Origin of the sequence: Actinomyces ruminis, assembly GCF_002154335.2 — a bacterium.
GTDB lineage: Bacteria > Actinomycetota > Actinomycetes > Actinomycetales > Actinomycetaceae > Actinomyces > Actinomyces ruminis.
The window spans coordinates 25,164-46,754 of the sequence record NZ_MTPX02000059.1 but is presented as its reverse complement, the minus strand read 5'-3'; the positions used below and the strand labels follow the sequence as shown (position 1 = coordinate 46,754).

Annotated in this window: 17 protein-coding genes and 4 pseudogenes; 4 read left to right on the top strand and 17 right to left on the bottom strand. The window is 68.7% G+C overall.

What is annotated here, in order from left to right:
* Positions 1–239: 239 nt before the first annotated feature.
* The 4 genes and pseudogenes from BW737_RS11175 to BW737_RS11160 all read right to left on the bottom strand — a co-directional run bounded on the left by BW737_RS11175 (position 240) and on the right by BW737_RS11160 (position 3,683).
* Positions 240–1,093: pseudogene (locus tag BW737_RS11175) on the bottom strand (amino acid ABC transporter permease).
* Positions 1,090–1,716, bottom strand: coding sequence for an amino acid ABC transporter permease (locus tag BW737_RS11170; protein ID WP_099330377.1), 627 nt, complete (start codon positions 1,714–1,716; stop codon positions 1,090–1,092). The pseudogene BW737_RS11175 and the gene BW737_RS11170 overlap by 4 nt, the downstream one beginning before the upstream one ends.
* Before the next feature lie 122 nt (positions 1,717–1,838).
* On the bottom strand, positions 1,839–2,831 hold the full coding sequence (locus tag BW737_RS11165) for a glutamate ABC transporter substrate-binding protein (RefSeq protein ID WP_086615109.1): 993 nt from the start codon (positions 2,829–2,831) through the stop codon (positions 1,839–1,841).
* Positions 2,832–2,915: 84 nt separating this feature from the next.
* On the bottom strand, positions 2,916–3,683 hold the full coding sequence (locus BW737_RS11160) for an amino acid ABC transporter ATP-binding protein (protein ID WP_086615110.1): 768 nt from the start codon (positions 3,681–3,683) through the stop codon (positions 2,916–2,918).
* 307 nt (positions 3,684–3,990) lie between these two features.
* Here BW737_RS11160 and BW737_RS11155 point away from each other — a divergent pair, with 307 nt between their 5' ends.
* The 3 genes from BW737_RS11155 to BW737_RS11145 are packed head-to-tail and all read left to right on the top strand — an operon-like array spanning position 3,991 to position 7,038.
* Complete coding sequence (locus BW737_RS11155; RefSeq protein ID WP_086615111.1) at positions 3,991–5,994, top strand: TIR domain-containing protein; 2,004 nt, start codon at positions 3,991–3,993, stop codon at positions 5,992–5,994.
* Entirely contained in the window at positions 5,961–6,389 is a 429-nt protein-coding gene (locus tag BW737_RS11150) for a hypothetical protein (RefSeq protein ID WP_143233378.1), read from the top strand. The genes BW737_RS11155 and BW737_RS11150 overlap by 34 nt, the downstream gene beginning before the upstream one ends.
* Positions 6,382–7,038 carry a toll/interleukin-1 receptor domain-containing protein gene (locus tag BW737_RS11145; RefSeq protein WP_086615113.1) on the top strand — a complete coding sequence of 219 codons (657 nt, stop codon included), beginning with the start codon at positions 6,382–6,384 and terminating at the stop codon, positions 7,036–7,038. Before BW737_RS11150 ends, BW737_RS11145 begins: the two co-directional genes overlap by 8 nt.
* A gap of 22 nt (positions 7,039–7,060) precedes the next feature.
* On the opposite strand, the gene BW737_RS17015 is transcribed toward BW737_RS11145, so the two are convergent.
* The 12 genes and pseudogenes from BW737_RS17015 to BW737_RS11085 form a co-directional block, all read right to left on the bottom strand.
* Positions 7,061–7,660, bottom strand: coding sequence for a TrmH family RNA methyltransferase (locus tag BW737_RS17015; protein WP_420835745.1), 600 nt, complete (start codon positions 7,658–7,660; stop codon positions 7,061–7,063).
* Between the two features lie 453 nt (positions 7,661–8,113).
* The gene (gene rplT, locus BW737_RS11135) at positions 8,114–8,494 is read right to left on the bottom strand and encodes a 50S ribosomal protein L20 (protein ID WP_073333160.1); all 381 of its coding nucleotides are present in this window, start codon (positions 8,492–8,494) and stop codon (positions 8,114–8,116) included.
* A 30-nt stretch (positions 8,495–8,524) separates the two neighbouring features.
* Positions 8,525–8,719 (bottom strand): 50S ribosomal protein L35, encoded by a 195-nt coding sequence (rpmI, locus tag BW737_RS11130; protein WP_086615114.1) that lies wholly within the window; start codon positions 8,717–8,719, stop codon positions 8,525–8,527.
* A gap of 116 nt (positions 8,720–8,835) precedes the next feature.
* Positions 8,836–9,462 carry a translation initiation factor IF-3 gene (gene infC / locus BW737_RS11125; protein WP_257210757.1) on the bottom strand — a complete coding sequence of 209 codons (627 nt, stop codon included), beginning with the start codon at positions 9,460–9,462 and terminating at the stop codon, positions 8,836–8,838.
* 320 nt (positions 9,463–9,782) lie between these two features.
* Positions 9,783–10,549: pseudogene (locus BW737_RS20025) on the bottom strand (SseB family protein).
* 71 nt (positions 10,550–10,620) lie between these two features.
* Entirely contained in the window at positions 10,621–11,361 is a 741-nt protein-coding gene (gene priA / locus BW737_RS11115; protein ID WP_086615116.1) for a bifunctional 1-(5-phosphoribosyl)-5-((5-phosphoribosylamino)methylideneamino)imidazole-4-carboxamide isomerase/phosphoribosylanthranilate isomerase PriA, read from the bottom strand.
* 40 nt (positions 11,362–11,401) lie between these two features.
* Positions 11,402–12,067, bottom strand: coding sequence for an imidazole glycerol phosphate synthase subunit HisH (gene hisH, locus BW737_RS11110; protein WP_086615117.1), 666 nt, complete (start codon positions 12,065–12,067; stop codon positions 11,402–11,404).
* Positions 12,064–12,849, bottom strand: coding sequence for a hypothetical protein (locus tag BW737_RS11105; RefSeq protein WP_257210749.1), 786 nt, complete (start codon positions 12,847–12,849; stop codon positions 12,064–12,066). Before BW737_RS11105 ends, hisH begins: the two co-directional genes overlap by 4 nt.
* A complete protein-coding gene (gene hisB / locus BW737_RS11100; RefSeq protein ID WP_086615118.1) occupies positions 12,849–13,448 on the bottom strand; it encodes an imidazoleglycerol-phosphate dehydratase HisB in 600 nt (199 codons plus the stop codon). Before hisB ends, BW737_RS11105 begins: the two co-directional genes overlap by 1 nt.
* A pseudogene (locus BW737_RS11095) lies at positions 13,445–14,640 on the bottom strand (histidinol-phosphate transaminase). Before BW737_RS11095 ends, hisB begins: the two are co-directional and overlap by 4 nt.
* A gap of 44 nt (positions 14,641–14,684) precedes the next feature.
* Positions 14,685–16,352 carry a cation:proton antiporter gene (locus BW737_RS11090; RefSeq protein ID WP_086615119.1) on the bottom strand — a complete coding sequence of 556 codons (1,668 nt, stop codon included), beginning with the start codon at positions 16,350–16,352 and terminating at the stop codon, positions 14,685–14,687.
* A 33-nt stretch (positions 16,353–16,385) separates the two neighbouring features.
* Positions 16,386–17,582, bottom strand: coding sequence for a cobalamin-independent methionine synthase II family protein (locus BW737_RS11085; protein WP_086615120.1), 1,197 nt, complete (start codon positions 17,580–17,582; stop codon positions 16,386–16,388).
* A gap of 190 nt (positions 17,583–17,772) precedes the next feature.
* Between BW737_RS11085 and BW737_RS11080 the strand changes: the two are divergent.
* A pseudogene (locus BW737_RS11080) lies at positions 17,773–20,101 on the top strand (RecQ family ATP-dependent DNA helicase).
* Between the two features lie 182 nt (positions 20,102–20,283).
* Here BW737_RS11080 and BW737_RS11075 read toward each other — a convergent pair.
* On the bottom strand, positions 20,284–21,519 hold the full coding sequence (locus BW737_RS11075; RefSeq protein ID WP_086615121.1) for a hypothetical protein: 1,236 nt from the start codon (positions 21,517–21,519) through the stop codon (positions 20,284–20,286).
* Positions 21,520–21,591: the final 72 nt, after the last annotated feature.

Below are 21,591 nucleotides of genomic sequence, written 5' to 3'. Positions count from 1 at the left end.
CCATGCTCATCTGGCCCGTCGCGCTGGTGGGCTACTGGAGGCGGCGCGCATAGTCCATATGCGTACCGCTACCGGGACCACGCCGCTCTCCTGTCACCAGATGCACCACTTTCCTGGTCGGCTCCGCATAAGCATCAGGCTCCTCCCCCGATATCCAGGGGGTACACGCACCTGCCCTAACTACTCGACCGCAAAAAGTGGTGCATCCAGTGACACCATCGGCTCTCGAACAGGCCGCCTCAGCGAGTATGCGCCTCCACGCGCCGCGCCAGAGCACTCAGCGCCCAGTTGATGAGCACGTAGATCACCGCGATGATGACGTAGGCGGGCAGATAGACGTCGAGGTGGGCGGTCACCCGCGCCGACGAGGTGAGTAGACGCCCGGCGTACATCAGCTCCAGGTAGGCGACCACGTATCCGAGCGAGGAGTCCTTCAGGATGGTCACCAACTGGGTGATCAGCGTCGGGAGCATCAGCCGCAGCGCCTGGGGCGCCAGGATCAGGCGCATGGTCTGCCCCGCGCTCAGCCCGAGCACCTGGGAGGCCTCGGTCTGGCCGCGTTCCAGGGCGAGCACACCGGAGCGGAAGACCTCCGCCGTGGTCGCAGAGGAGCACATGACGATGGGCACGGTGAGCATCCAGAAGGGTGACAGGGTAAGCCCCCAGCGCGGCACCGCCAACAGGAAGAAGTAGATCAGCAGCAGCATGGGGATGGCGCGCATGGTGTCGATCCAGGCGCCGACCACCATGCGTACCAACGCATCGCGGCTCATGCGCGCCCAGCCCAGGCCGATGCCCAGAGGGAAGGACAGGGCGGCGCCAACGGCGGTGACCAACAGGGTGTCCGCCAGGGCGCGCCCGAGGTAGCCGACCACGGACTGTCCCAGGAAGTAGCGCCACTTGGGGTAGGCGAGCTGGCCGGCCTGATCGAGTTGCATCAGGCCGCTGCTGCAAGCGCCAGGATGATCAGGGTGACGAGCACCGAGCCGATGAGAATGCGGCGTCGTCCCTTGGGGCCGGGGGCGTCGAAGAGCAGGTCGGCGTCGGTGGCGCCGGCCGAGCGGGTGGGAGTGCGTGCGGTCAGAGCGCTCATGCGCGGACCTCCCGTCCGGCGACGCGGCGCTCCAGCAGACCGCCGAGCTTGGTGGCCAGGAAGGCGATCGCCAGGTAGGTCAGTCCCGAGGTGAGGAAGGTGACCACCGCCTGGGCGTAGCGCAGATTGAGCTGCTGGGTGACATTGGTCAGCTCGGGCACGCCGATGGCGGCTGCCAGGGAGGAGCCGATCAGGCAGGAGATGAAGATGTTTACCAGCGGCTGGATGGTGCGGGCGAGAGCCTGCGGGAGCACCACGGTGCCGATGATCAGGCCGAAGGGCATGCCCAGGGCGCGGGCCGCCTCGATCTGGCCCTTAGAAACGGAGTTGATACCCGAGCGCACCGTCTCGCACACGAATCCGGAGGCGGAGAACACGATGGCGGTCACCGCCGCGGCGAGCAGGGACAGCGGCACGCCCGCCCGGGGCGCCGCGAAGGCGGCGAGGATCATCAGGCACAGGGTGGGGATATTGCAGGCGACCGTCACCCAGGCGGCGCCCAGGGCGCGCAGCGGCGGGATCGGGCTGACGCGGAAGATCGCGATCACCGTGCCGACAAACAGCGCGCACGCATAACCGATTATGGCGATCGTCAGGGTTGTAGCAAGCCCTTGGCCGATCAAGCGAGGTTGTCGGTGATGACATTCATGGGCACCTCCTCCGGGATGTCGGGGCGGCCGACCCGGGATGGGCCGGCCGCCCCGATGCGTGTGCTTCTAAGGGCGGGTCGAGCGACCAGCCCGGATCAGTCGGTGGCCTGCGCCGTCGCAGCGTCCGTCTCGGAACCGGGGACGGAGCCGATTACGGGTGGCTCGGGAGCCTCGCCGCCGATGATGGCGCCGATAGTGGCTTCCCAGATGGCGTTCCAGGTGCCGTCGTCGTAGATGGTTTGCAGGAAGGTGTTGACAAAGGCCTGGGCGTCGGAGTCCTTGGGCAGGCCAATGCCGTAGGGGTCCTCGGTGAAGGGCTCGCCGACGATCTTGACGGCGTCGTTGGACTGCACCTCGCTGAGCTCGAGGGACTGGTCGACGACGTATGCGTCCACCTGGCCGGCCTCCAGGGCGGCCACGCAGCTGGCGTGGTCGGTGAACTGCACCTGCTCAGCCTCGGGGGCGGCCTCGTCCAGGGCGGGGCCGGAGGAGGAGTTGGACTGGACGGCGACCTTCACCCCGGCCAGGTCGTCGACGCCGTTGATGCCGGACTCGTCGGCGCGGACCAGCACGGACTGGCCCGAGGAGTAATAAGGACCCGCGAAGGCGATCTTCTCAGCGCGCTCAGGGGTGATCGTGTAGGTGGCGAACACGGCGTCGACCTGACCGTTCTCGAGCATGGTCTCGCGGGTGTCGGAGGTGACCTGGGTGACCTTCAGCAGGGAGCGGGCATCGTCCCCTCCGATGATGTAGCGGGCAAGGGCCTGGGCCAGGGCGGCGTCGAAGCCGGAGATCTCACCGGTGGCAGGATCTTCCAGGGAGAACACCTCGGAGGTCTTGGTGCCGCCGGTGCTCAGCACACCCGCATTCTTGATGGCCGAGGCCCAGGTGGAGGCGGCCACGACGTCGTCGGCGGCAACCGGGCCGGAGTTGATGACGGTGTCATAGTCGACGCCGGAGGAGGCGGAGGCGTCGATCGCCTGGCCGTCGGCGCCGGTGTCGGCGCAGGCCGCCAGCACCGCGGCGAGCGAGGCGGCGCCGGCGGCGGTCAACAGGCCGCGGCGAGAGAAGCTAGGAAGAACGGACATGTTGATTCCTTTCGAAGCAGGCAGGGGTGTGGATTGGTATTCGGCGGTCGCACATTGAAGGTGATGTTAAGGCAGCGACCTGGCTCAGTGACTGAGCACCTTGGATAGGAAGTCGCGGGCCCGTTCGGTGCGCGGGGCGGCAAAGAAGTCCGCCGGTGCACCAAGTTCAACGATCTGGCCCCCGTCCATGAAGGCCACCCGGTCGGCGACCGAGCGGGCGAAGCCCATCTCGTGAGTGACCACGAGCATGGTCATGCCCTCGGCGGCCAGGTCCTTGATGACGTCGAGCACCTCATTAATCATCTCCGGGTCGAGCGCGGAGGTGGGCTCGTCGAAGAGCATGATCTTGGGGTCCATGGCCAGCGCACGAGCGATGGCTACCCGCTGCTGCTGTCCCCCGGACAGCTGCGGCGGACGCTTGGCGGCCTGGTCGGCCAGCCCGACGCGCTCGAGCAGCTGCCGGGCGCGGGCCTCGGCGCCGGCCTTGGGCACCTTGCGCACGCGGGTGGGCGCGAGGGTGATGTTGTCTAGCACGGTGCGGTGCGGGAACAGGTTGAAGGACTGGAAGACCATGCCCACCTCGGCGCGAAGGCGGGCCAGTTCCCGCCCCTCCTCGGGCAGGAGCTCGCCGTCGATCTCTATGGTGCCGGACTGGATCGTCTCGAGCCGGTTGATGGTGCGACACAGGGTCGACTTGCCGGAGCCGGATGCCCCGATGACGGCTACGACCTCGCCGCGGTGAATGTCCAGGGAGACGTCGTCGAGCGCCTTGAAGTCGCCGTAGTACTTGCTGACGTGACTGATTCGCACGAGTGGGTACTCAGGGGAGGAAGGGTTGGCGGGAGCAGGCATAGGAGCCTCTTCTCGTATAAAAGGGCGAATGGGGCTGGGGACTGTCTCAACGACAGCAACAGCAACACATTCGCATGAACACAGTTTCCCTCCGGTTTGGATTCGCAGCGTCCGACCGCGATCCGGGCGGATCGCGCGGCGCGCGGGTTGCACAGTAGCACCCGAACCCCGGGAGTACGTGCGCGGGTATCCAGCATTCGGACGCACTGGGAGCGGCATCACAGCGTCGACTCGATAGTTGAGACATGGCGAGATTCAGTAGTCAGAGAAGCGCCTGCACAGCCGCGTTGCGAACTACCATCCAGCCATGACCCCTGATGTCATCGACACCGCAGTCGCTCCCCGTCGGCCCGCTCCCTCCCCCACCGTCCTGGATGTGTTCGTGGTTTGGCATCCCAGAGACGAGATCGGAGGGGAGATCCGCAAAGACCTGTTCGACCACTATCACTCCGATGTCTTCTCCGGGCTTGCGGGCGGTGCAGTCGAGGTTTATGGGCGATCGGAGCCCGCCTCGGGATCCGACACGCCGCCGCCGATCACAACCCGGATCGGCAGTGCCGGTGGCAGTCCCGCCGTGGGGAACTCTCCGGCATTGTTCTCCGTAGTGCTCGTGGTGGTTGCTCGGCACCTGGTACAGGCCAGTATGAAGAAAGGGCCCTGGCGCGAGTACCTGGAGGATCTGCTGCGCCTCCGGGACGACGACGCGGCTCCCGGCAAGATCCTCGTCCTGCCTGTGATGCCCGAGAATCGCATCGAGTCGCAGGGCACTCCTGTTGCCCGGCTGCTGGAGTGCCAAGGGGTTTCCGGCAGCCGCGGCCTGCAGCAGATCGTCAACGGCGATCCCGCAGCCGCCCACGAAGCGCTGGCCCGCGATCTCGGTCAGACGATCGTCCAGGAACTGCTGCGAGAGCCGGGGGATCCTGAAAGAATCACCGTCTTCGTGTCTCACGCCCGCGATGACATCCCCCGGGCGGACCACGTGGGTGTCACTCCTCATGGTCCGGTTGCCAAGGTTCAGGCTCTAGCCAACCGGACCCGGCTTGATACATTCATTGATCTTCATGATCTCCAGGGTGGGGAGGAGTGGGACGCCGCTATACGCGATCGTGCCAGTCACAGTGCTCTGCTGATGGTCCGCACTGACAAGTACGCCTCGCGGGAGTGGACACAGCGCGAGGTGTTGGAGGCCAAGCAGGCGGACATGCCCGTTGTGTGCCTGAGTTCGCTTACCAGCGGCGAGCAGCGGGGATCATTCCTGATGGACCACGTGCCGACTGTGGCCTACCCGGTGGACTCGACGACGGAGCGTGGCGGGGATGCAGGCGGCTTGGAGTCCCCGGCCTCACTGACCACCATGCAGGAGCGGGCGGTGATCACGGCGTTGAATCGTCTGGTTGACGAGGCGCTCAAGCGGGCCCTGTGGCGGTGCCAGGAGATTCCTCGTGATGTGGAGGCGCGGCTGGGCGCGTCTTCCCTGGATGCAGCTGCGGAGAGTGGCTCCAACAATGACGGCTTCGATGCGGCCCCCGTGCATCCGCCGGAGCCGTTGATGCTCACGAGTTTCCTGACCGCGCACAAGCAGGCTTTCCCTCAGGATCACCACCTCTGGCTCCTGCACCCGGACCCGCCACTGCTGCCACCGGAGCACGAGATCATGGTCGATCTCTGCGCGCTGTCCGGGTATGAGCGTGACCAGGTGCATCTGCTCACGCCCCGCACCTTCTTCGCTGCGGGAGGCGTATGGGGCGATGGCGAGCCATCGCTGAACAACTCGAATCTGGCGCTGGAGCGCCCACTCGCCACGCGCATGCTTGGGATCTCCATGGCGAAGAGTCCGGACTTGGGGGCGCGCGGCCTGTCCGACCGCCATCTGGAGTTGGCGGTAGCGGAGGTCGCGCAGATGATGCTGCTGGCCGGCGGTGGGATCACTTACGCGGGCGCCATCGGAACTCATGCACCGGATCTCACGGCGGCGGTAATCGATACCGTCGAGCGCTATGTCGAGGCTGCGAAGCAGGAGCAACACCGGCACAGCGGTACGCGCACTGCCGGGCAAAGCCTTCATCCCGGTGACATGTTCACCCTGACCGTGCCTCGCATGGTTCTGTCGAAGCGTGAAGTGCTGGAGCACCTCACTCGTACTGCGGAAGCTCTCGCTTCTGTTGGGCGAATCGACGTCGTCGATGAACACGGGCGCCCGATTGACCTTGACGACGCACAGTTGTGGACTGATTCCGACCCCGAGGTTCTCGCACGGCTTATAACACTGTGCGCGGTGTGCTGCCGCACTTCTGCGACGCCAGGCTGCTGATCGGAGGGAAGACAGTACCGGCTTCTAAATCGACTCCCGACGGCTACGTGGGAGCCATTCCGGGGATCATTGAGGAGGCCCTGTACACGGTTCGTGCCGGGCAGCCCCTGTTCATCGCGGGCGGCTTCGGCGGCGCGGCCGCCGTGCTGGCGCATGAGCTGGGGATTGGCGCGGGCATTCCGGTGTCGGAGGCTTCGCTCGCCGCCGTCCGCGCGGTGCCGGCCTACCGCGACGCCGTCGAGGAGATTGCAAGTGGGTTCGATCCTGCTCTGACGGGACTGGATGCCGCAGACCTGGAGCGTCTGGCCACCACGCAGCGCGCTTCAGAGCTCGCTGGCTTGATTGTGCGTGGCCTCAGCGCCGGCGCCACGAATGCCGGAGGCACCGATGCCTAACGTGAAGGTGTTCCTCAGCTATAACGAGAGCGCTGACGGTGGGCAGGTAGCGCAGGAACTGCACGATGAGCTCTCGAAGGTGCACGTTGACGCCGTCATGGCGCGGCATGCGATCCTTCCGGGGGCTGACTGGGAACAAGCAATCCGTACCGAATTGGAGTCCAGCGCTGCACTCGTCAGCGTAGGCACGAAGGGCTACTCGACGCGCCCGTGGTGTCAGCAGGAGATCGGCTGGGCACTAGGAAGACACGTGCCGATCCTTTGGATTCAGTACACCGGCGGAGAGTCCCCGGCGGGTTTCCTCGCGCGCACTCAGGCACTGATCCCACAGGAGCCCAACCAGCCGGAGTTGATCGCGAAGGAGGTTGTGCAGTGGCTTGCCAACCAGGAAACCACGCACAACGCTCTGGTCGACGGCCTACTAAATGCCCTGGAGGCTTCTAATAGCTTTCGAGAAACACGTGAGTGTGCCGAGCTGTTGATAATGACTGGGACTTTGTCGGCAGAAAAATGGAGCAGAGTCACGCACGCCGCAACAACAAACCGTCAGGTCAGGGACGCTTTTGAGTGGGTAGGTGAAGGCCATTATCGCCGAAAGGTGGCTATGCTCGACTGGCTGAAAAAGCGTATCGGACCGTTGAACACATAACCAAAGACGTTTCGTTCTGCCGTTATCGGCCTAGGTCCTGCGCCCGGGCGCTGGCGTACAGGCAGATGGCGGCGGCGGAGGCCACGTTCAGAGACTCCGCCCTGCCGTAGATCGGGATCGAGACCACTGTGTCGGCCATGTCTAGGGCCTCAGGCGCCAGCCCGCGGGCCTCGTTGCCCAGCAGCCAGGCCGACGGCGCGCCGAGCTCCGCCTCGGCGTCGAACAGGCTGATGGTTCCGTGCCCGTCAGCGGCTAGCAGCCGCAGCCCCGCCGTCTGCAGCGCGCGGACCGCCTCGTCCAGTTCGACGCCCGCCAGCACCGGCAGGTGGAACAGGGAGCCGGCCGTGGCGCGCACGACCTTCGGATTGGTCGGGTCCACACTGCCCTTGACGAGCACGACGGCGTCGGCGCCGGCGGCGTCGGCGGCACGAATGATGGTGCCGGCGTTGCCGGGGTCCTGGGTCTCGGTGAGCACCGCCACCAGGCGCGCGCCTGACAACGCCGCCTCCAGGGCAGAACCTGAGAAGACATCGGCCTCGCGCGCGGCGGACGCCGACGTCGCTGCGCGCGAGGCCGCTGCCGCTTCTCCCCCGCCGACTCCCGAATCCGGCCGGGCCGCCACGCGTCGGTCCTCACGACGGCGAGTACACCCTGGGCGTCCGCGCTCATGGCCGCCATGACCTCGGGGGTGACCAGGTGGGTGTACAGGCCCGCCCGTGCGGCGGCCTCGGCGATGTCGGCGTGAAGCTCGGCGGCCTCCTGTGTGAGGTAGACGTCCAGAACGCACCCGGCCGCGTAGATGACGGCCTCGCGCACGCCCTGCGGCCCCTCCACCGCGAAGCGCCGGTACTTGCTGCGGGCGGAGCGGCGGACCAGTCCGGCCACCCGGGTAATACGGGTGGCCGTGGGATTGTTCAGGATCGCGCTCGTGGTCATGAGCGGCAGGTTACCGGGAAATACGAGGCGGCCCCTCCCCACGCCTCGCCGGTTGGCGGAGTCGCGGGTGAGGAGCCGTCTCAAGTGCGTAGGCCGCCCGGGCGGCTGGATACGCGACCGTGTCGCGCGCCGACGGAACTCAGGCCTTGGGGGCGTTGACGTCTGCGGGCAGGGCCTTGCGGGCGGTCTCCACCAGCGCCTTGAAGGCGGCGGGCTCGTTGACGGCCAGCTCGGCGAGCATGCGGCGGTCGACCTCCACACCGGCCAGGCCGAGGCCCTGGATGAACCGGTTGTAGGTCATGCCCTCGGCGCGAGCGGCGGCGTTGATGCGCTGAATCCACAGGCGACGGAAGTCGCCCTTGCGGGCGCGACGGTCACGAAAGGCGTATACGCCGGAGTGGGTGACCTGCTCCTTGGCCTTGCGGTACAGGCGGGAACGCTGACCGCGGTAGCCGGAGGCCCGGTCCAGGACAGTACGACGCTTCTTCTGGGCGTTAACAGCCCGCTTCACACGTGCCATGTGATGACTCCTTTAAGTATTGTGGGCCGGTCAGCGACCGAGCAGCCTCTTGACCTGGCGGGCGTCGGCCGGGGAAACGGCCTGGTCCTGGGACAGCCTGCGCTTGCGGCGGGAGGACTTGACCTCCAGCAGGTGGCGCTTGCCGGCCTGCTCGCGCATGAGCTTGCCGCTGCCGGTGACCCGGAAGCGCTTCTTGGCACCGGAGTGCGTCTTGTTCTTCGGCATGTTTATTTCCTCATTCTCGGTCCCCGGCGCCGCTTGGGTCGGGGGCTGCGGACCTCGTCGTGTGACGGGGCTGGGTCGTGACTTGCCCGCCGCGGGCGGGCTGGTGCTGGGGGCTGTTACTCGCCCCCGCTCGCCGCCTCGGCGGCCTTCGCCTTGGCCTCGCGGGCCGCCCTGGCGGCCTGCTTCTCGGCCCGACGGCTAGCTCGGGCCGCCTCGCGGCGCCGGCGTTGGTCGGATTTGACCTCCGCCTTCTTGCGGGTAGGAGCCAGGACCATGACCATGTTGCGGCCGTCCTGACGGGGATGGGACTCGATGGTGCCCAGCTCGGAGACCTCCTCGGCAACGCGCTGAAGCAGCCGGATGCCCAGCTCCGGGCGGGACTGCTCGCGTCCGCGGAAGCGGACGATGCACTTGACCTTGTCCCCGCCCTTGAGGAAGCGCTCGACGTGCCCCATCTTGGTGGCGTAGTCGTGCTCGTCGATCTTGGGGCGGAACTGGATCTCCTTGAGTTGGGTGTTGGCCTGGTTGCGCCGGGCGTCGCGTGCCTTCATGGCCGACTCGTACTTGAACTTGCCGTAGTCCATGAGCCGGCACACCGGGGGGCGTGCGTCGGGGGCGACCTCTACGAGGTCGAGGCCTGCCTCTTCGGCCAGGCGGAGGGCGTCCTCCACCCGGACAATGCCGACCTGCTCACCGCTGGGGCCGACAAGCCGCACCTCGGGGACGCGGATCCGTTCGTTAATACGGGGCTCGCTGATGACTGTTCCTCACTCTTGGAAGTGGTGACCGCCGCAACGAAGAAGGCCTTCGCCGCATACGCGCACGAAGGCCTTTCATGTGCCCGGGGGCACGGTCGCGCGGGCGCCGCGGCGCCGCCGACCACGAGGATTGCTCCTCGCATGACCCGGCTCCCTTTGGGAACCCAGGTGGGATTTCTCCGCTTGCGTGCCGGAGAGGTGACTCCGGCCGGTCGGTGCCCGATGCTAGCAGGTCTGCCCCGCTTCTAGCCCGCCGGGGAGCAAAGTGCGGACGTGAGCCTGCCCATATGCCGGGACCGGAGCGGTCAGGCGGGAACGGGGCACAGTTCCACGGTGTCGATGAGCTCGCCCCACGCCGGGTTGACCATGACGTACTGGCACTGCTCCAAGGTGGCGGCGACGGCGGGCGTGCCGGCGGAGGCGTCCACGCGGATGAATACCCGCAGCTCGGCGCTCTCGCCGGGCGCGAAGGCCACCCCGGTGACGCGTCGACGGCGCCCAGTTGGGCGGCCACCTCGGCCTGCACCGGCTGGTTGCGCCAGGAGGGGATCCAGTCCTCTCCCCCGGCCAGGGCGACCACGGCGGGCCGTGGCAGGCGCAGGTCGCGGGTGCCTGGGTCCAGCACCCACAGCTGGTCGGTTTGCAGGCAGGCGACCTCCGCGGCGCGGCGCGGGGTCACGGGCACGGGACGCACATCCTCGCGCCAGGCCGCGACGGCGGCCGCGAGGTGAACACCGGCAGGGCGCGGTGGCCGTCGGGCAGCTGGACGGCCAGGTCGGCGGCGTCCTCGGCGGGGTCGGCGGTGTGGGGGCTCGTGCACGGGGACGGCCGGCGCGTTTCGGCCCAGCCGGATGCGCGCAGGACCGCCGACGGCGTGGGCGGCAACCGGCACGATCAGCCGGCTGGCCGCCAGCGCGGCGAGCAACCGGTCCAGGTATTCGTGACGAGGCAGACCCTGCGCTTCCAGGGCTGCGGTCACGGCGGGGTCGGGGGCACCGTCGTCAGCGGCAAAGGGGGTGGGGGCGGCCAGCAGTTGTTCCAGCCGGTTGCGGGCTGCCAGGGCGGCTGCCAGTTGCAGGTCCGAGTTCAACTCTGGGCGGTCTGCTTCCGCGGACGCGTCGGGAATGTCGGGGGACTCGGGCATCAGCGCGACTCCTGGTCCCGTTCGCCGCGGCAGACAGCGAGCGCATCCTGGAGCGTGAAGTTGCCGTTGTAGAGCGCCTTGCCGACGATGGCGCCCTCCAGGCCGTAACACTCCAGGCGCGCCAGTGCGCGCAGGTCGTCCAAATGGGCGATGCCTCCGGAGGCGACGACGGGGGCACTGGTGCGTTCGCACACCTCGCGCAGCAGCTTGATGTTCGGCCCCATGAGAGTACCGTCCTTGGTGACGTCGGTGACGACGTACCGGGCGCAGCCGGCGGCATTAAGGCGGTCCAGGGTCTCCCACAGGTCCCCGCCCTCGCGGGTCCAGCCGCGGGCGGCCAGGGTGGTCCCGCGCACATCCAGGCCGACGGCGATCTTGTCCCCGTGCTCGGCAATGACCCGCGCGGTCCATTCGGGGTCCTCCAGGGCCGCGGTACCCAGGTTTACGCGTGCGGCCCCGGCGGCCAGTGCCCGATCCAGGGAGGCATCGTCGCGGATACCGCCCGAGAGCTCGACCTTGACGTCCACTTCGCCGACGATGCGGGCAAGCAGGGGGGCGTTGGTACCGCGTCCGAAGGCCGCGTCCAGGTCCACCAGGTGAATCCACTGTGCACCGGCCGCCACCCAGTCGCGGGCGGCGTCAACGGGGTTGCCGTAGTCGGTCTCGCTGCCGGCCTCTCCGCGCAGCAGCCGGACGGCCTTGCCGTAGGCGACGTCGACGGCGGGAAGAAGGGTGAGCATGTGCGGTTCTCCTTGGGTGGCGGGATTCGTGGGTCAGCGGTCAGAGGGTGGTCAGCCAGTTGCGCAGCAGTTGCGCCCCAGCATCCCCGGATTTCTCGGGGTGGAATTGGGTGGCGCTGAGGGCCCCGTTTTCGACGGCGGCAACGAAGTCCTCGCCATGAGTTGCCCAGGTGGTGCGGGGCGGGCGCGTGCGACCGAGGCCGAGCAGCGTGGCCGGGTCGGTCTTGGCGGCATAGGAGTGCACGAAGTAGAAGCGCTCGGACCCGGACGCGTCGAACAACCCGTCGAACAGGACCGTGTCGGCGGGTGGGCGCACCTGGCTCCACCCCATGTGAGGGACGATGTCGGCCTGGAGGCGGGAGACGGTGCCGGGCCACTGCGCCAGTCCGGGCACCGTCTCGGCGCCTGCGGCGTCGGCGTGCTCGGTGGAGGCCGCGAACATGACCTGCATGCCCACACAAATGCCCAGCACGGGCCTGCCGCCGGCCAGTCGCCGGTCGATCAGCCGGGGGGCGTCGACGGCACACAGCTGGTCCATGACGGCCGCGAAGGCACCGACGCCGGGCACAACAAGCCCGTCGGCATTGGCCACCGCATCCGGGTCCGCGGTCAACTCGGTGCGAGCGCCGACGCGCTCCAGGGCGCGCACGGCCGAGCGCACGTTTCCGCTTCCGTAGGACAGGACGACGACGTGTGGTTGCCTCACGAGGTCAGACTACCTACACCCGCGACGCCCGCGGCCCGCATGTCAGTTCGCGGACGGGTCGCCCTGGTTGCCGTCGCCTCCGCGCGGCGCCCGCGCATACCGCGTCCCAGCCAGCGCATCATGCGGCCGGGTTTGACCTCGCTGGTTTTGAGGGCGCCCGGCGCCTCCTCCGCCCGGAGTGCTCCAAGCAGGATGTCCTCCAGGGTCTGGTCGGCGGATGCCAGCAGCAGTCCGGCGCTGGTTTCCTCCCCGGCCTGCCCGTTTTGGTAGCGGCGGGCGGTGATGGTGCCCGATAGTCCCGCCTCGGTGCCGACGTCGGTGGCCAGGTCGGCGGTCATGAGCACCACGCCGACGCGGCTCAGACGCGACAGCGCCGCGGCAAGCTCTGCGGCCTCGGCAGGCTCGGTCTCGGCGCCGCCCAGGAGCTCGGCTATGTCCCACTCGGCGTGTGCCGAGACGAATTCCTTGACCGCGATGGCACCGGATGAGGAGGGCACCACCGTGCAGTCCAGGCCGCCGACGGAGCACAGGGCGGCCAGGGCCTCGGCGCTGGCCAGGGGCGTGAGCACAACGGCGACCTTGACCGCGTGGGGGCGGGCGGTGTCGGCGGAACCGTAGATGTTGTGCGGCACGTCGTTGGGCGAGACCGGTCCGGTGGCCTCCGGAGTGTCCGAGAGGTCGGCGGGCAAGTCCAGGCCCTGCATCATGGCGGCGAACTCGGCGTCGATATCGGGCTCGTCGTCGGGGCGGCCGGCGGAGTCGGCGGAGTGGTCGTCACGCATTACAGAGCACCTTTGGTTGAGGGGATGCCTTCCACGCGGGGATCGGGCTCGACGGCGGTCCGCAGGGCGCGAGCCAGAGCCTTGAACTCGGCCTCGGCGATGTGGTGGGGATCGCGCCCGGAGATCACCCGCACGTGCAGGCAGATGCCGGCATGGTAGGCGATCGCCTCCAGGCAGTGACGGACCATGGAGCCGGTGAAGTGTCCGCCGATGAGGTGATGCACAAAGGCCTCAGACTCCCCGTCGTGCATCAGGTAGGGGCGGCCGGAGATGTCGACAACGGCCTGCGCCAGCGCCTCGTCCAGGGGCACGAGGGCGTCGCCGAAGCGGCGGATGCCGCGCTTGTCCCCCAGAGCGGTCTTCAGGGCTTCGCCGATGCAGATGGCGGTGTCCTCCACGGTGTGGTGGACGTCGATGTCGGTGTCGCCAGTGGCGCGCACGGTCAGGTCGATCAACGAGTGCTTACCCAGGGCGGTGAGCATGTGGTCGTAGAAGGGCACGGTGGTGGAGATATCGGTGCGTCCGGTGCCGTCCAGGTTCAGCTCGACGACGACGGAGGACTCACTGGTGGCGCGTTCAATGCGGGCGGTGCGGTTCATGCGTTCTTCTCCTCGTTGGCCTGATTGGCGGCTTGTCCGGTCGTTTTTCCGGTGACGGCGAGCAGGGCGGTGCGGAAGCGCTCCATCTCCTCCGGCGTGCCGACGCATACCCGCAGGTATCCCTCCGGCCCGACGACGCGGATGAGCACGCCCCGATCCAGCAGTCCCTGCCACACCGCCTCCCGGTCGGCGAAGGGGCCGAACAGCACGAAGTTGGCGTCGGAGTCGTAGGCGGTCCACCCCTGCGCGCGCAGCCATGCCACCAGGGCATCGCGCTCATCGCGCAGGGAGGCGACCTGGCTCATCAGCTCCTCGCGGTGATTCAGGGCGGCGAGCGCGGCCGCCTGGGAGACGGCGGACAGGTGGTAGGGCAGGCGCACGATGCGCAGCATGTCCACCAGTTCGCGGGATGCGGCCAGGTACCCCAGCCGCAGTCCCGCCATGCCGAAGGCCTTGCTCATGGTGCGCGAGACGGCCAGGTGGGGGTAGCGGGGAGCACCGGCGGCGTCGGTGCGAGCCAGCAGCTCCAGCGCACTGGGCACACCCGGCCGACGGAACTCGCCGTAGGCCTCGTCGATCACCACCACGCAGTCCGCGGGCCCCGTGCCGGAGGGCATGTCATCGGGGCCGTGGCCACGGGCGCCTCCAGGACGGCGGCGACGTCGGTCAGCGGCAGAGCGGTGCCGGTGGGGTTGTTGGGGCTGGCGAGGATGACCACGGCGGGGCGCTCGCGTTCAATGGCCGCGGCAACGGTGTCGACGTCCAGCGTGAAGTCCTCGCCCCTGGGCCCGGTGACGTAGCGGGTGAAGGTGTCGCGGGCGTACTCGGGGTACATGGAGTAGGTGGGGGTGAAGGACAGGCAGCTGCGCCCCGGCCCTCCGAAGGCCTGCAGCACGTGCGTCATGACCTCGTTGGAGCCGTTGGCCGCCCAGATCTGCGGCCAGTCCAACCGCACCCCCGACTCGGCGGCCAGGTAGTCGGCCAGGGCGGAGCGCAGGGCGGGGAAGTCCCGGTCCGGGTAGCGGTTGAGCCCGGCGGCCGCCTCGCCCACGGCGGCGGCGATGTCCGCCACCACGGCCGGGCTGGGCGGGTAGGGGTTCTCGTTGACGTTGAGGCGTACCGGCACGTCCAGTTCGGGCGCGCCGTAGGGTTCACAGCCCTGTAGATCGGGCCGCAGTGGAAGACCGGTCACGCCGCGTGAGTCTACGCGGAGTCCGGCCCTTCCCGACACGCGTCCTAGTCTGCGGTCGTCAGCAGGATTTCCTCGGCGTCTAACCGTTCGAGCGCGTACTCCAGGCTGTTGGAGGAGAACAGGCCCTCGTCGCGGGCGTCGAGCAGGGCGTGGCGCTGCACGCGGATGGTCTCGATGGCGAGCTCGCGCGCCTCGGCGGGGGTGAGCGTGTCGGCGTGCTGGCGGGCGGCGGCGTCGCCCAGTAGTCGGATCAGCCGCTCGCGCTCGGCGTCGTCGGCAGTGTGGGAGGCCATGCGCGGGCGCACCAGCCTGATGACGCCGCTGAGGGTGAGCCCCTGGATGATCAGCGATCCACCGGCGACCAGCAGGGCCACCAGCAGTAGGAGCGGCCGGGCGGGCGTTGTCAGGGGAAGGGTCTGGGCGGCGGCCAGGGTGACGGCGCCGCGCATGCCCGCCCACACGATTACCGCGCCCTCGCGCGGCCCGAGGGGATCGGCGGTGAAGTAGTCCAGGTCGGCTCCTCGGCGCCGCTGGCGCCGTTGACCGCGTTCCAGGCGGTCGCGCCAACCGATGACCGCCTGGTGCCACTGCTCCGGGGACAGGCCGTGTTTGGCCAGCAGCTCGTCGTCGATGTCACGTGCATGCTCCAGGCGTGCCTCGAACTGCTCCAGGCGCTGGCGCTGCTCCTCCAGGTGCCGGCGGTGGCGATGACGCACGCGGCGCAGCCAGACCAGCAACGTCGCCACGCAGGCCACCCGCACCAGGACGGCCAGGGCACCGGCTCCGGCGGCCAGGAGCACGGCGTTGCGCAGGCCGACACCGCCGTCGATCACGTCCTGGACGATCCCGTAGGCCTGCAGCCCCATGACCAGGAAGATGCCGCCTTCCAGAATCAGCTCGATGGTGCGCCAGTTCTGCTGGGCGGTCAGGCGGTGCGCGGGCGGCAGCAGTCGCGGCCGGCGGTAGGAGATGACCAGGCCGGCGACGACGGCGGCGACCAGCCCGGAGCCGCCCAGATAATCGGTGGGTAGGGACGCCAGGAAGGGGATGGTGAAGGACATGACCGTGTCCGCCGTCGGGTTGGTGATGCGGGAGCGAATCCGGATGCTGCACTCCCCCACCGCCCAGCCGATGGCGAGGGCGAGGGCCAGCGAGGTGAGGAAGCCGGAGACCAGCGCGGCGGGATGCAAGGCGTCGGTGCTGTGAGCAATGCCTGCGGCCGTGGCCGAGGACAACAGGATCAGCGCGGTGGCGTCGTTGAACAGCCCCTCCCCCTCCAGGATGGTGATTATCCGCTGGGAGACGCCCGAGCCGCGAGCGATGGTGATGGCGACGGCGTCGGTGGGGCTCAGCACCGCCCCCAGGGCAACTGCCCAGGGCAGGGCGATGGTGGGCATTACGGCATGTACTACCAGACCGATGATGCCGGCGCTGATGGCAACCAGCCCGACCGCGAGCGCGGCGACGGCGCGCAGCTCGCGTCGGAAGTCCATCACGGGCATGGATACGGCGGTGGAGAACAGCAGCGGGGGCAGCACCATCTCGAGGACGATGTCGGGATCCAACTCGATCGCCGAGACGAACGGCAGGAAACCGATCCCGATGCCGAGTGCTAGCAGCAGCAGCGGAGAGGCCACCCCCACCCTGGGGGCGAGCTGGTTGCCGGCAGCGATGACGAGTAGGCCCGCCACCGCGATGATGAGTAGTTCCACGGCCGCACCCTACGGCGCGGCGTGGAAGGAGGCTCAGAAACGCGCGGACGCCAGCCGGGCGCCCTCCGTCAGGGAGGCGAGCTTGGACCAGGCGATATGGGCATGCACGCGCCCGCCCAGGCCGCAGTCGGTGGAGGCGACCACGCGCTCGGGGCCGACCAGCCGGGCGAAGCGCTCGATGCGGTCGGCTACCAGTTCGGGGTGCTCCAGCACGTTGGTGGCGTGAGAGACGACGCCCGGGATCAGGTACTTGCCGTCCGGCAGCTCGGTGTCCTGCCAGATCTTCCACTCGTGCTCGTGGCGGACGTTGGCGGCCTCGAAGCTCAGCCCGTTGGCGTTGACGGACAGGGCGAGGTCGACGATCTTGTCGAAGCCGAGGTCGGTGGAGTGCGGCCCGTGCCAGGAGCCCCAGCACACGTGGTAGCGCACCTGGGCGGGGTCGATGCCCTCCAGGGCGTGGTTGAGCGCCTCGATGCGTACCGCCGAGAAGCGGCGGTAGTCCTCCAGCGCCGGCTCGGTGACGAACTGGTCCCAGGACTCGGCCAGATCGGGGGCGTCGATCTGGACGGTCAGTCCGGCGTCGGTAATGGCCTTGTACTCCTCGCGGAGGGCCTCGGCCCAGGCCCACACGCAGGCCTCGTCGTCTTCGTAGTAGTAGTTGCCCACGCGCGCTGCCGCGGCCGGGCTGATGGAGGCGACGAAGCCCTCGCTAAGCGGCTTGCCGACCCGCTCCAAGCCGCGGGTGAGGGCCGCGATGTCGCGGGCGACCGTCGCCTGCCCGGTGTAGCGGATCTCGCCGGTAACCACCGGGAACACCCAGGGGCGCCGATCCGCGAGGTGAATGCCGGAGGTGGGGTCGGCGTAGGCGTCGGCGTAGGCGACCCAGTCACGGCGGTCGGTCATGGCGTCCAGCTCGAGCTTGCCGGCCGGAGTGGGTTTGCGCTCGGGAAGCTGGTCGAGCAGCTCCAGGCCGCTGAAGCGGCTGAAGGAGTAGGACCACCAGGCCCCGTAGTCGACCTTCTCGGTCATGGCGTGGCCGTATTCGCCGTCGTTGACGATCGTCAGGCCGATCTCGGTCTGACGGGCGACGACGGCGTCGGTCTGCTCGCTCACGACCGCGGCGAGCCCGGCGTCGTCAAGCGTGCCGGCCGCGTGTGCGGCATTCGCCTCCAGCAGTGCCTCGGTGCGGGGCAGGGAGCCTACATGGGTGGTGCGGATTTGCGTGGCCATTTCAGGTCCTTCCATCGGTCCTGGCTGGAGCACCGCGCCAGCGGAGATCCTAAGTTCCGGATGACGTGGTTGCTGCGGCGTCGACGAGCCAGGTCTCTCGGCCGCTCTGGATGGTGCGAACACACCCTATCAAGATCCGCCTAGCACTTGGCACCTTCTCCGCAAGCACGCCCGGGTTAGCGTGGTTGGTATGAACCGGCCCGCCTCAGCCAGCACACCCGCAACGCCCGTACCTGCGGCGACCGGAACCGTCTCGGCCATAGGCGCTCCGATCCGTGAGCGCGCCGAGGCGGTGCTGCGCGACCTGGTCGGGCGGGCGGACGCACGACTGCGCGCGGACCAGTGGCGCGCCATCGAGGCATTGGTCGTGCAGCGGCGGCGGGCGCTGGTGGTGCAACGAACCGGCTGGGGCAAGTCCGCCGTCTACTTCGTGGCCACCGTGCTGCTGCGGGAGGGGTGGGGCACCTGGCGCCCGGGCGGGCCCCTCCCCCTTCCCGGAAGCCGGGCGGGCGCCGGCGCGACGGTGATCGTCTCCCCGCTGCTGGCACTCATGCGCGATCAGGTGGCCTCCGCCCGCCGCGCCGGCATCAACGCCCTGACCATCAACTCCGTCAACGCCCCGCAGTGGCCCGAGATCGAGGCGCAGGTGCGGTGCGGCAAGGCGGATGTGCTGTTGGTGTCCCCCGAGCGCCTCAACAACCCCGGCTTCCGGGATGAGGTGCTGCCCCGGCTGGCGGCGGACGCCGCCCTGGTGGTGGTAGACGAGGCGCACTGCATCTCCGACTGGGGGCATGACTTCCGCCCCGACTACCGGCGCATCCGCACCCTGCTGGCGGAGCTGCCGCCGGACACCCCGGTGCTGGCCACCACAGCGACGGCGAATGCTCGAGTCACAGCCGATGTCGCCGAGCAGCTGGGCGCCCCGCCCCGGTCGGGAGCCGACACCCCGGCGTCGGCTCCCGATCGGGGCGGAGTCCTGGTGCTGCGCGGCACGCTGGCACGCAACTCCCTGCACCTGGGGGTGCGGCGCCTGCCGGATGCCGCCACACGTCTGGCCTGGTTGACCGACTACCTGCGAGCCACGCCCGGCTCCGGCATTGTGTACTGCCTGACGGTTTCGGCGGCGAGTGAGGTGGCCGAGCGGCTGCGTGAGGAGGGACTGCAGGTCGCCGCCTATACGGGGCGCACGGATTCCGCGGAGCGGGAGCGTCTGGAGGAGGAGCTCAAGGGCAACCGGGTCAAGGCGTTGGTGGCCACCAGCGCACTGGGTATGGGTTTCGACAAGCCGGATCTGGCCTTCGTGGTGCATATGGGGGCGCCGAGCTCGCCGGTGGCCTACTACCAGCAGGTCGGTCGGGCGGGGCGCGGGGTCGAGCGCGCCGAGGTGATCCTCCTGCCGGGAGCCGAGGACCGCGCCATTTGGGACTGGTTCGGCACCCAGAGCTTCCCGCCCGAGGAGGCGGTGCGCGAGGTACTCGCGGTGCTGGATGCCGCCGGCCGGGCGGATACGGGGCCGTTGAGCACGAACGCGTTGGAAACCGTGGTTCCACTGCGGCGCAACCGCCTGGAGTCCATGCTCAAGGTCCTCGATGTCGACGGCGCGGTACGGCGAGTGCGTGGTGGCTGGGAGGCGACCGGGCTGCCTTGGGACTATGACGCGGCGCGGTATGCGCGCGTCGAGCAGGCCCGGCGCGCCGAGCAGGAGTTGATGGAGCGCTATGAGGCCCTGGCCGCGCCCGATTGCCGTATGGCCTTCCTGCGGCGGGTGCTGGACGACCCGGAACTGACCGCCGAATGGCGGTGCGGCGCCTGCGACCTGTGCGGCGGGCTGAGCCTGCTCCAGGTGCCGGAGGAGCGGGAGATTTCCGCAGCCCGTCGGGCGCTGGCCCGCGTGGCGTCGTGATTGAGCCCCGTAAGCGTTGGCCCGTCGGCATGGACCGTTTGGACCTGCCTGAGTTCAAGGGCGCCATCGCCGTGGCCGACCGGCCGGAGCCGGGATTCGCCGTCGGGCGCCTGGACGGCCTGGGCGTGTCCGCGTCCCTGCGCGAGCTGTTTGCTTCCGATGCCGACGGCGAGGTGCCGCCGCCCCTGCGCGCCCCTGCGCTGGAGGTGGCCGACCGGCTTGCCGCCGAGATGGGGCCCAAACCGGGCCGGACGGCGCCGCCGGGCCCACGGGCGATCTGGCCGTGGTGGTAATCGACTCGCGTACTCGCCCGCAACTCGTGCGCCACCTGGGGCATGCGCTGTCCCAGCGCCTGGGGGCCGTGCCGCTGGGGGTCATCGGGGTGCGCGGCGATCGGGGTCGACACGATGTGGGCTCCGCCTTCCGGCTCGCCGACGTCGCCCGTTCCCTGACGCTGGAGGGATGGTCGCCGCGGGCGCGGGCGCGGCTACGAGGTGCCCGAGTCGTGCTGGTGGATGACTGGACCGACTCCGGCTGGACTCTCGCCGTCGCGGCCATGCTATTGCGACAAGCCGGGGCCGTAGCTGTATTCCCGTTCGTATTGGCCCGGCGCTGAGTCAACTCTCTTGCGCGGTGCCGGCAGCCTCCACCAGGTCTTGCGCTACACCGCCCGACGGCTCCGCAGGCACCGACACTTGGGACTGCGCTCCCGGGGTGGCAGGTGCGAGCGCCTCGTCCTGAAGGTAGTACACCACAGGGGCGCCCCCCAGGAGCGGGGCTGGGCAAGCGCAGCGGCAGTCAGATGGCGTGCAACCGCGGAGCGGCCCGCGTCGGTGTCTGATTCGGAACCAAACCACCACGGGCCGTCATCCAGGTCCTCAGCGCCGTAACCGAGCTCTGTGAGTGCCGTGCGCTTATCCCCGAAGAGTGTGCCCAGTGCGGCGAATACCCTCTGGCGCCCGCACCAAGCGGGTGCCACTGTGGGTAGACAGACAGTCCGACAACATCAGTCAGCTCAGCCAGTTCGCCGTTCAGATTTGTCGCAGCCCAAGACATGACCGACTCTGTGGCCGTGCCCTGGCCGAGCTGGTAGTACAGCGTGAGCACTCGCGTCGACTTTGCGGTCGCGGGATCGGTTGCCAGGGCGCGTGCCGCCTGAAGTGTACGCGTAACGGCGTCGGGCCCAGTCCACTCCCCTCCGAGCTCATTGCCGATCTCCCAGGCATCGGCGTTGGGGAGAGTCTGACGCAGCACCGTAAGCCGCCGATCCCATTCGGTGTCACTGAAGTCCGTGAGGAACTGCGAATCGCACACTTGCACCATGTACTTAGCGCCCTGGGCGCGCAGTTGAGCAACGCACCGACGCCATCCCTCAAGTTCCTCGGAGTCATCGGTATCGTTGACGACGATACGCACCACAACGTTTCTGCCTGCCTCCTTCAAGGGCGACACCGCCTGGACCACCGTCTCGGTCTCCGGCGGGGCGGTGAAGGTAACTCCCAGCATGGCGTCGTCGGGACCGGTCCCGGCAACTGCCTCATCGAGCGCCAGTTGAGCGGCAGTCGCCGCCTCGAGAGCCTGGTTAGCGAGGATCGCACGCTCCACGGGTGTTGCGGCGTGACTGCAGTCCGTAAGCGCCTGCGCGGTATCGGATCGAAGTGTCTGAATCGGCTCGGTGTTCTTCCCCGCAGAGCGCAGCGTGTTAACCAGTTGGTCCTGCCGCTGGTGCAAACCGCTAGCGGCGAGTTCAGCAAGGGCGTAGCGGCCTGGACCAGGCAGGTCGGCGAAGAGGGCGGAGTATCCGTGACTAGTAGGCCACGACAGGCAGAGGCAGGTCTGCCGACCGTCGGGAAGCTCCACACAGGCCGTTGACTCGGAGTGTGATTCCAATGGTGACAGCCTGATCAGTTCGAGCGTAACGGGATCCACCAGGGCGTCGTCACGGCCCTCCTGACCAACTCCGTTGGTTTGCCGACTCAGCAGCCCGGTTAGCTTCATCAAGGCTCCATCAGCGCCGGCGACATCCAGCAGCACTCGACCGCCTGAAGTGGCCCCTATCTGAGTGGCATGCGCGGCGACATGTGCCCCCGACACTCGTGTAATACC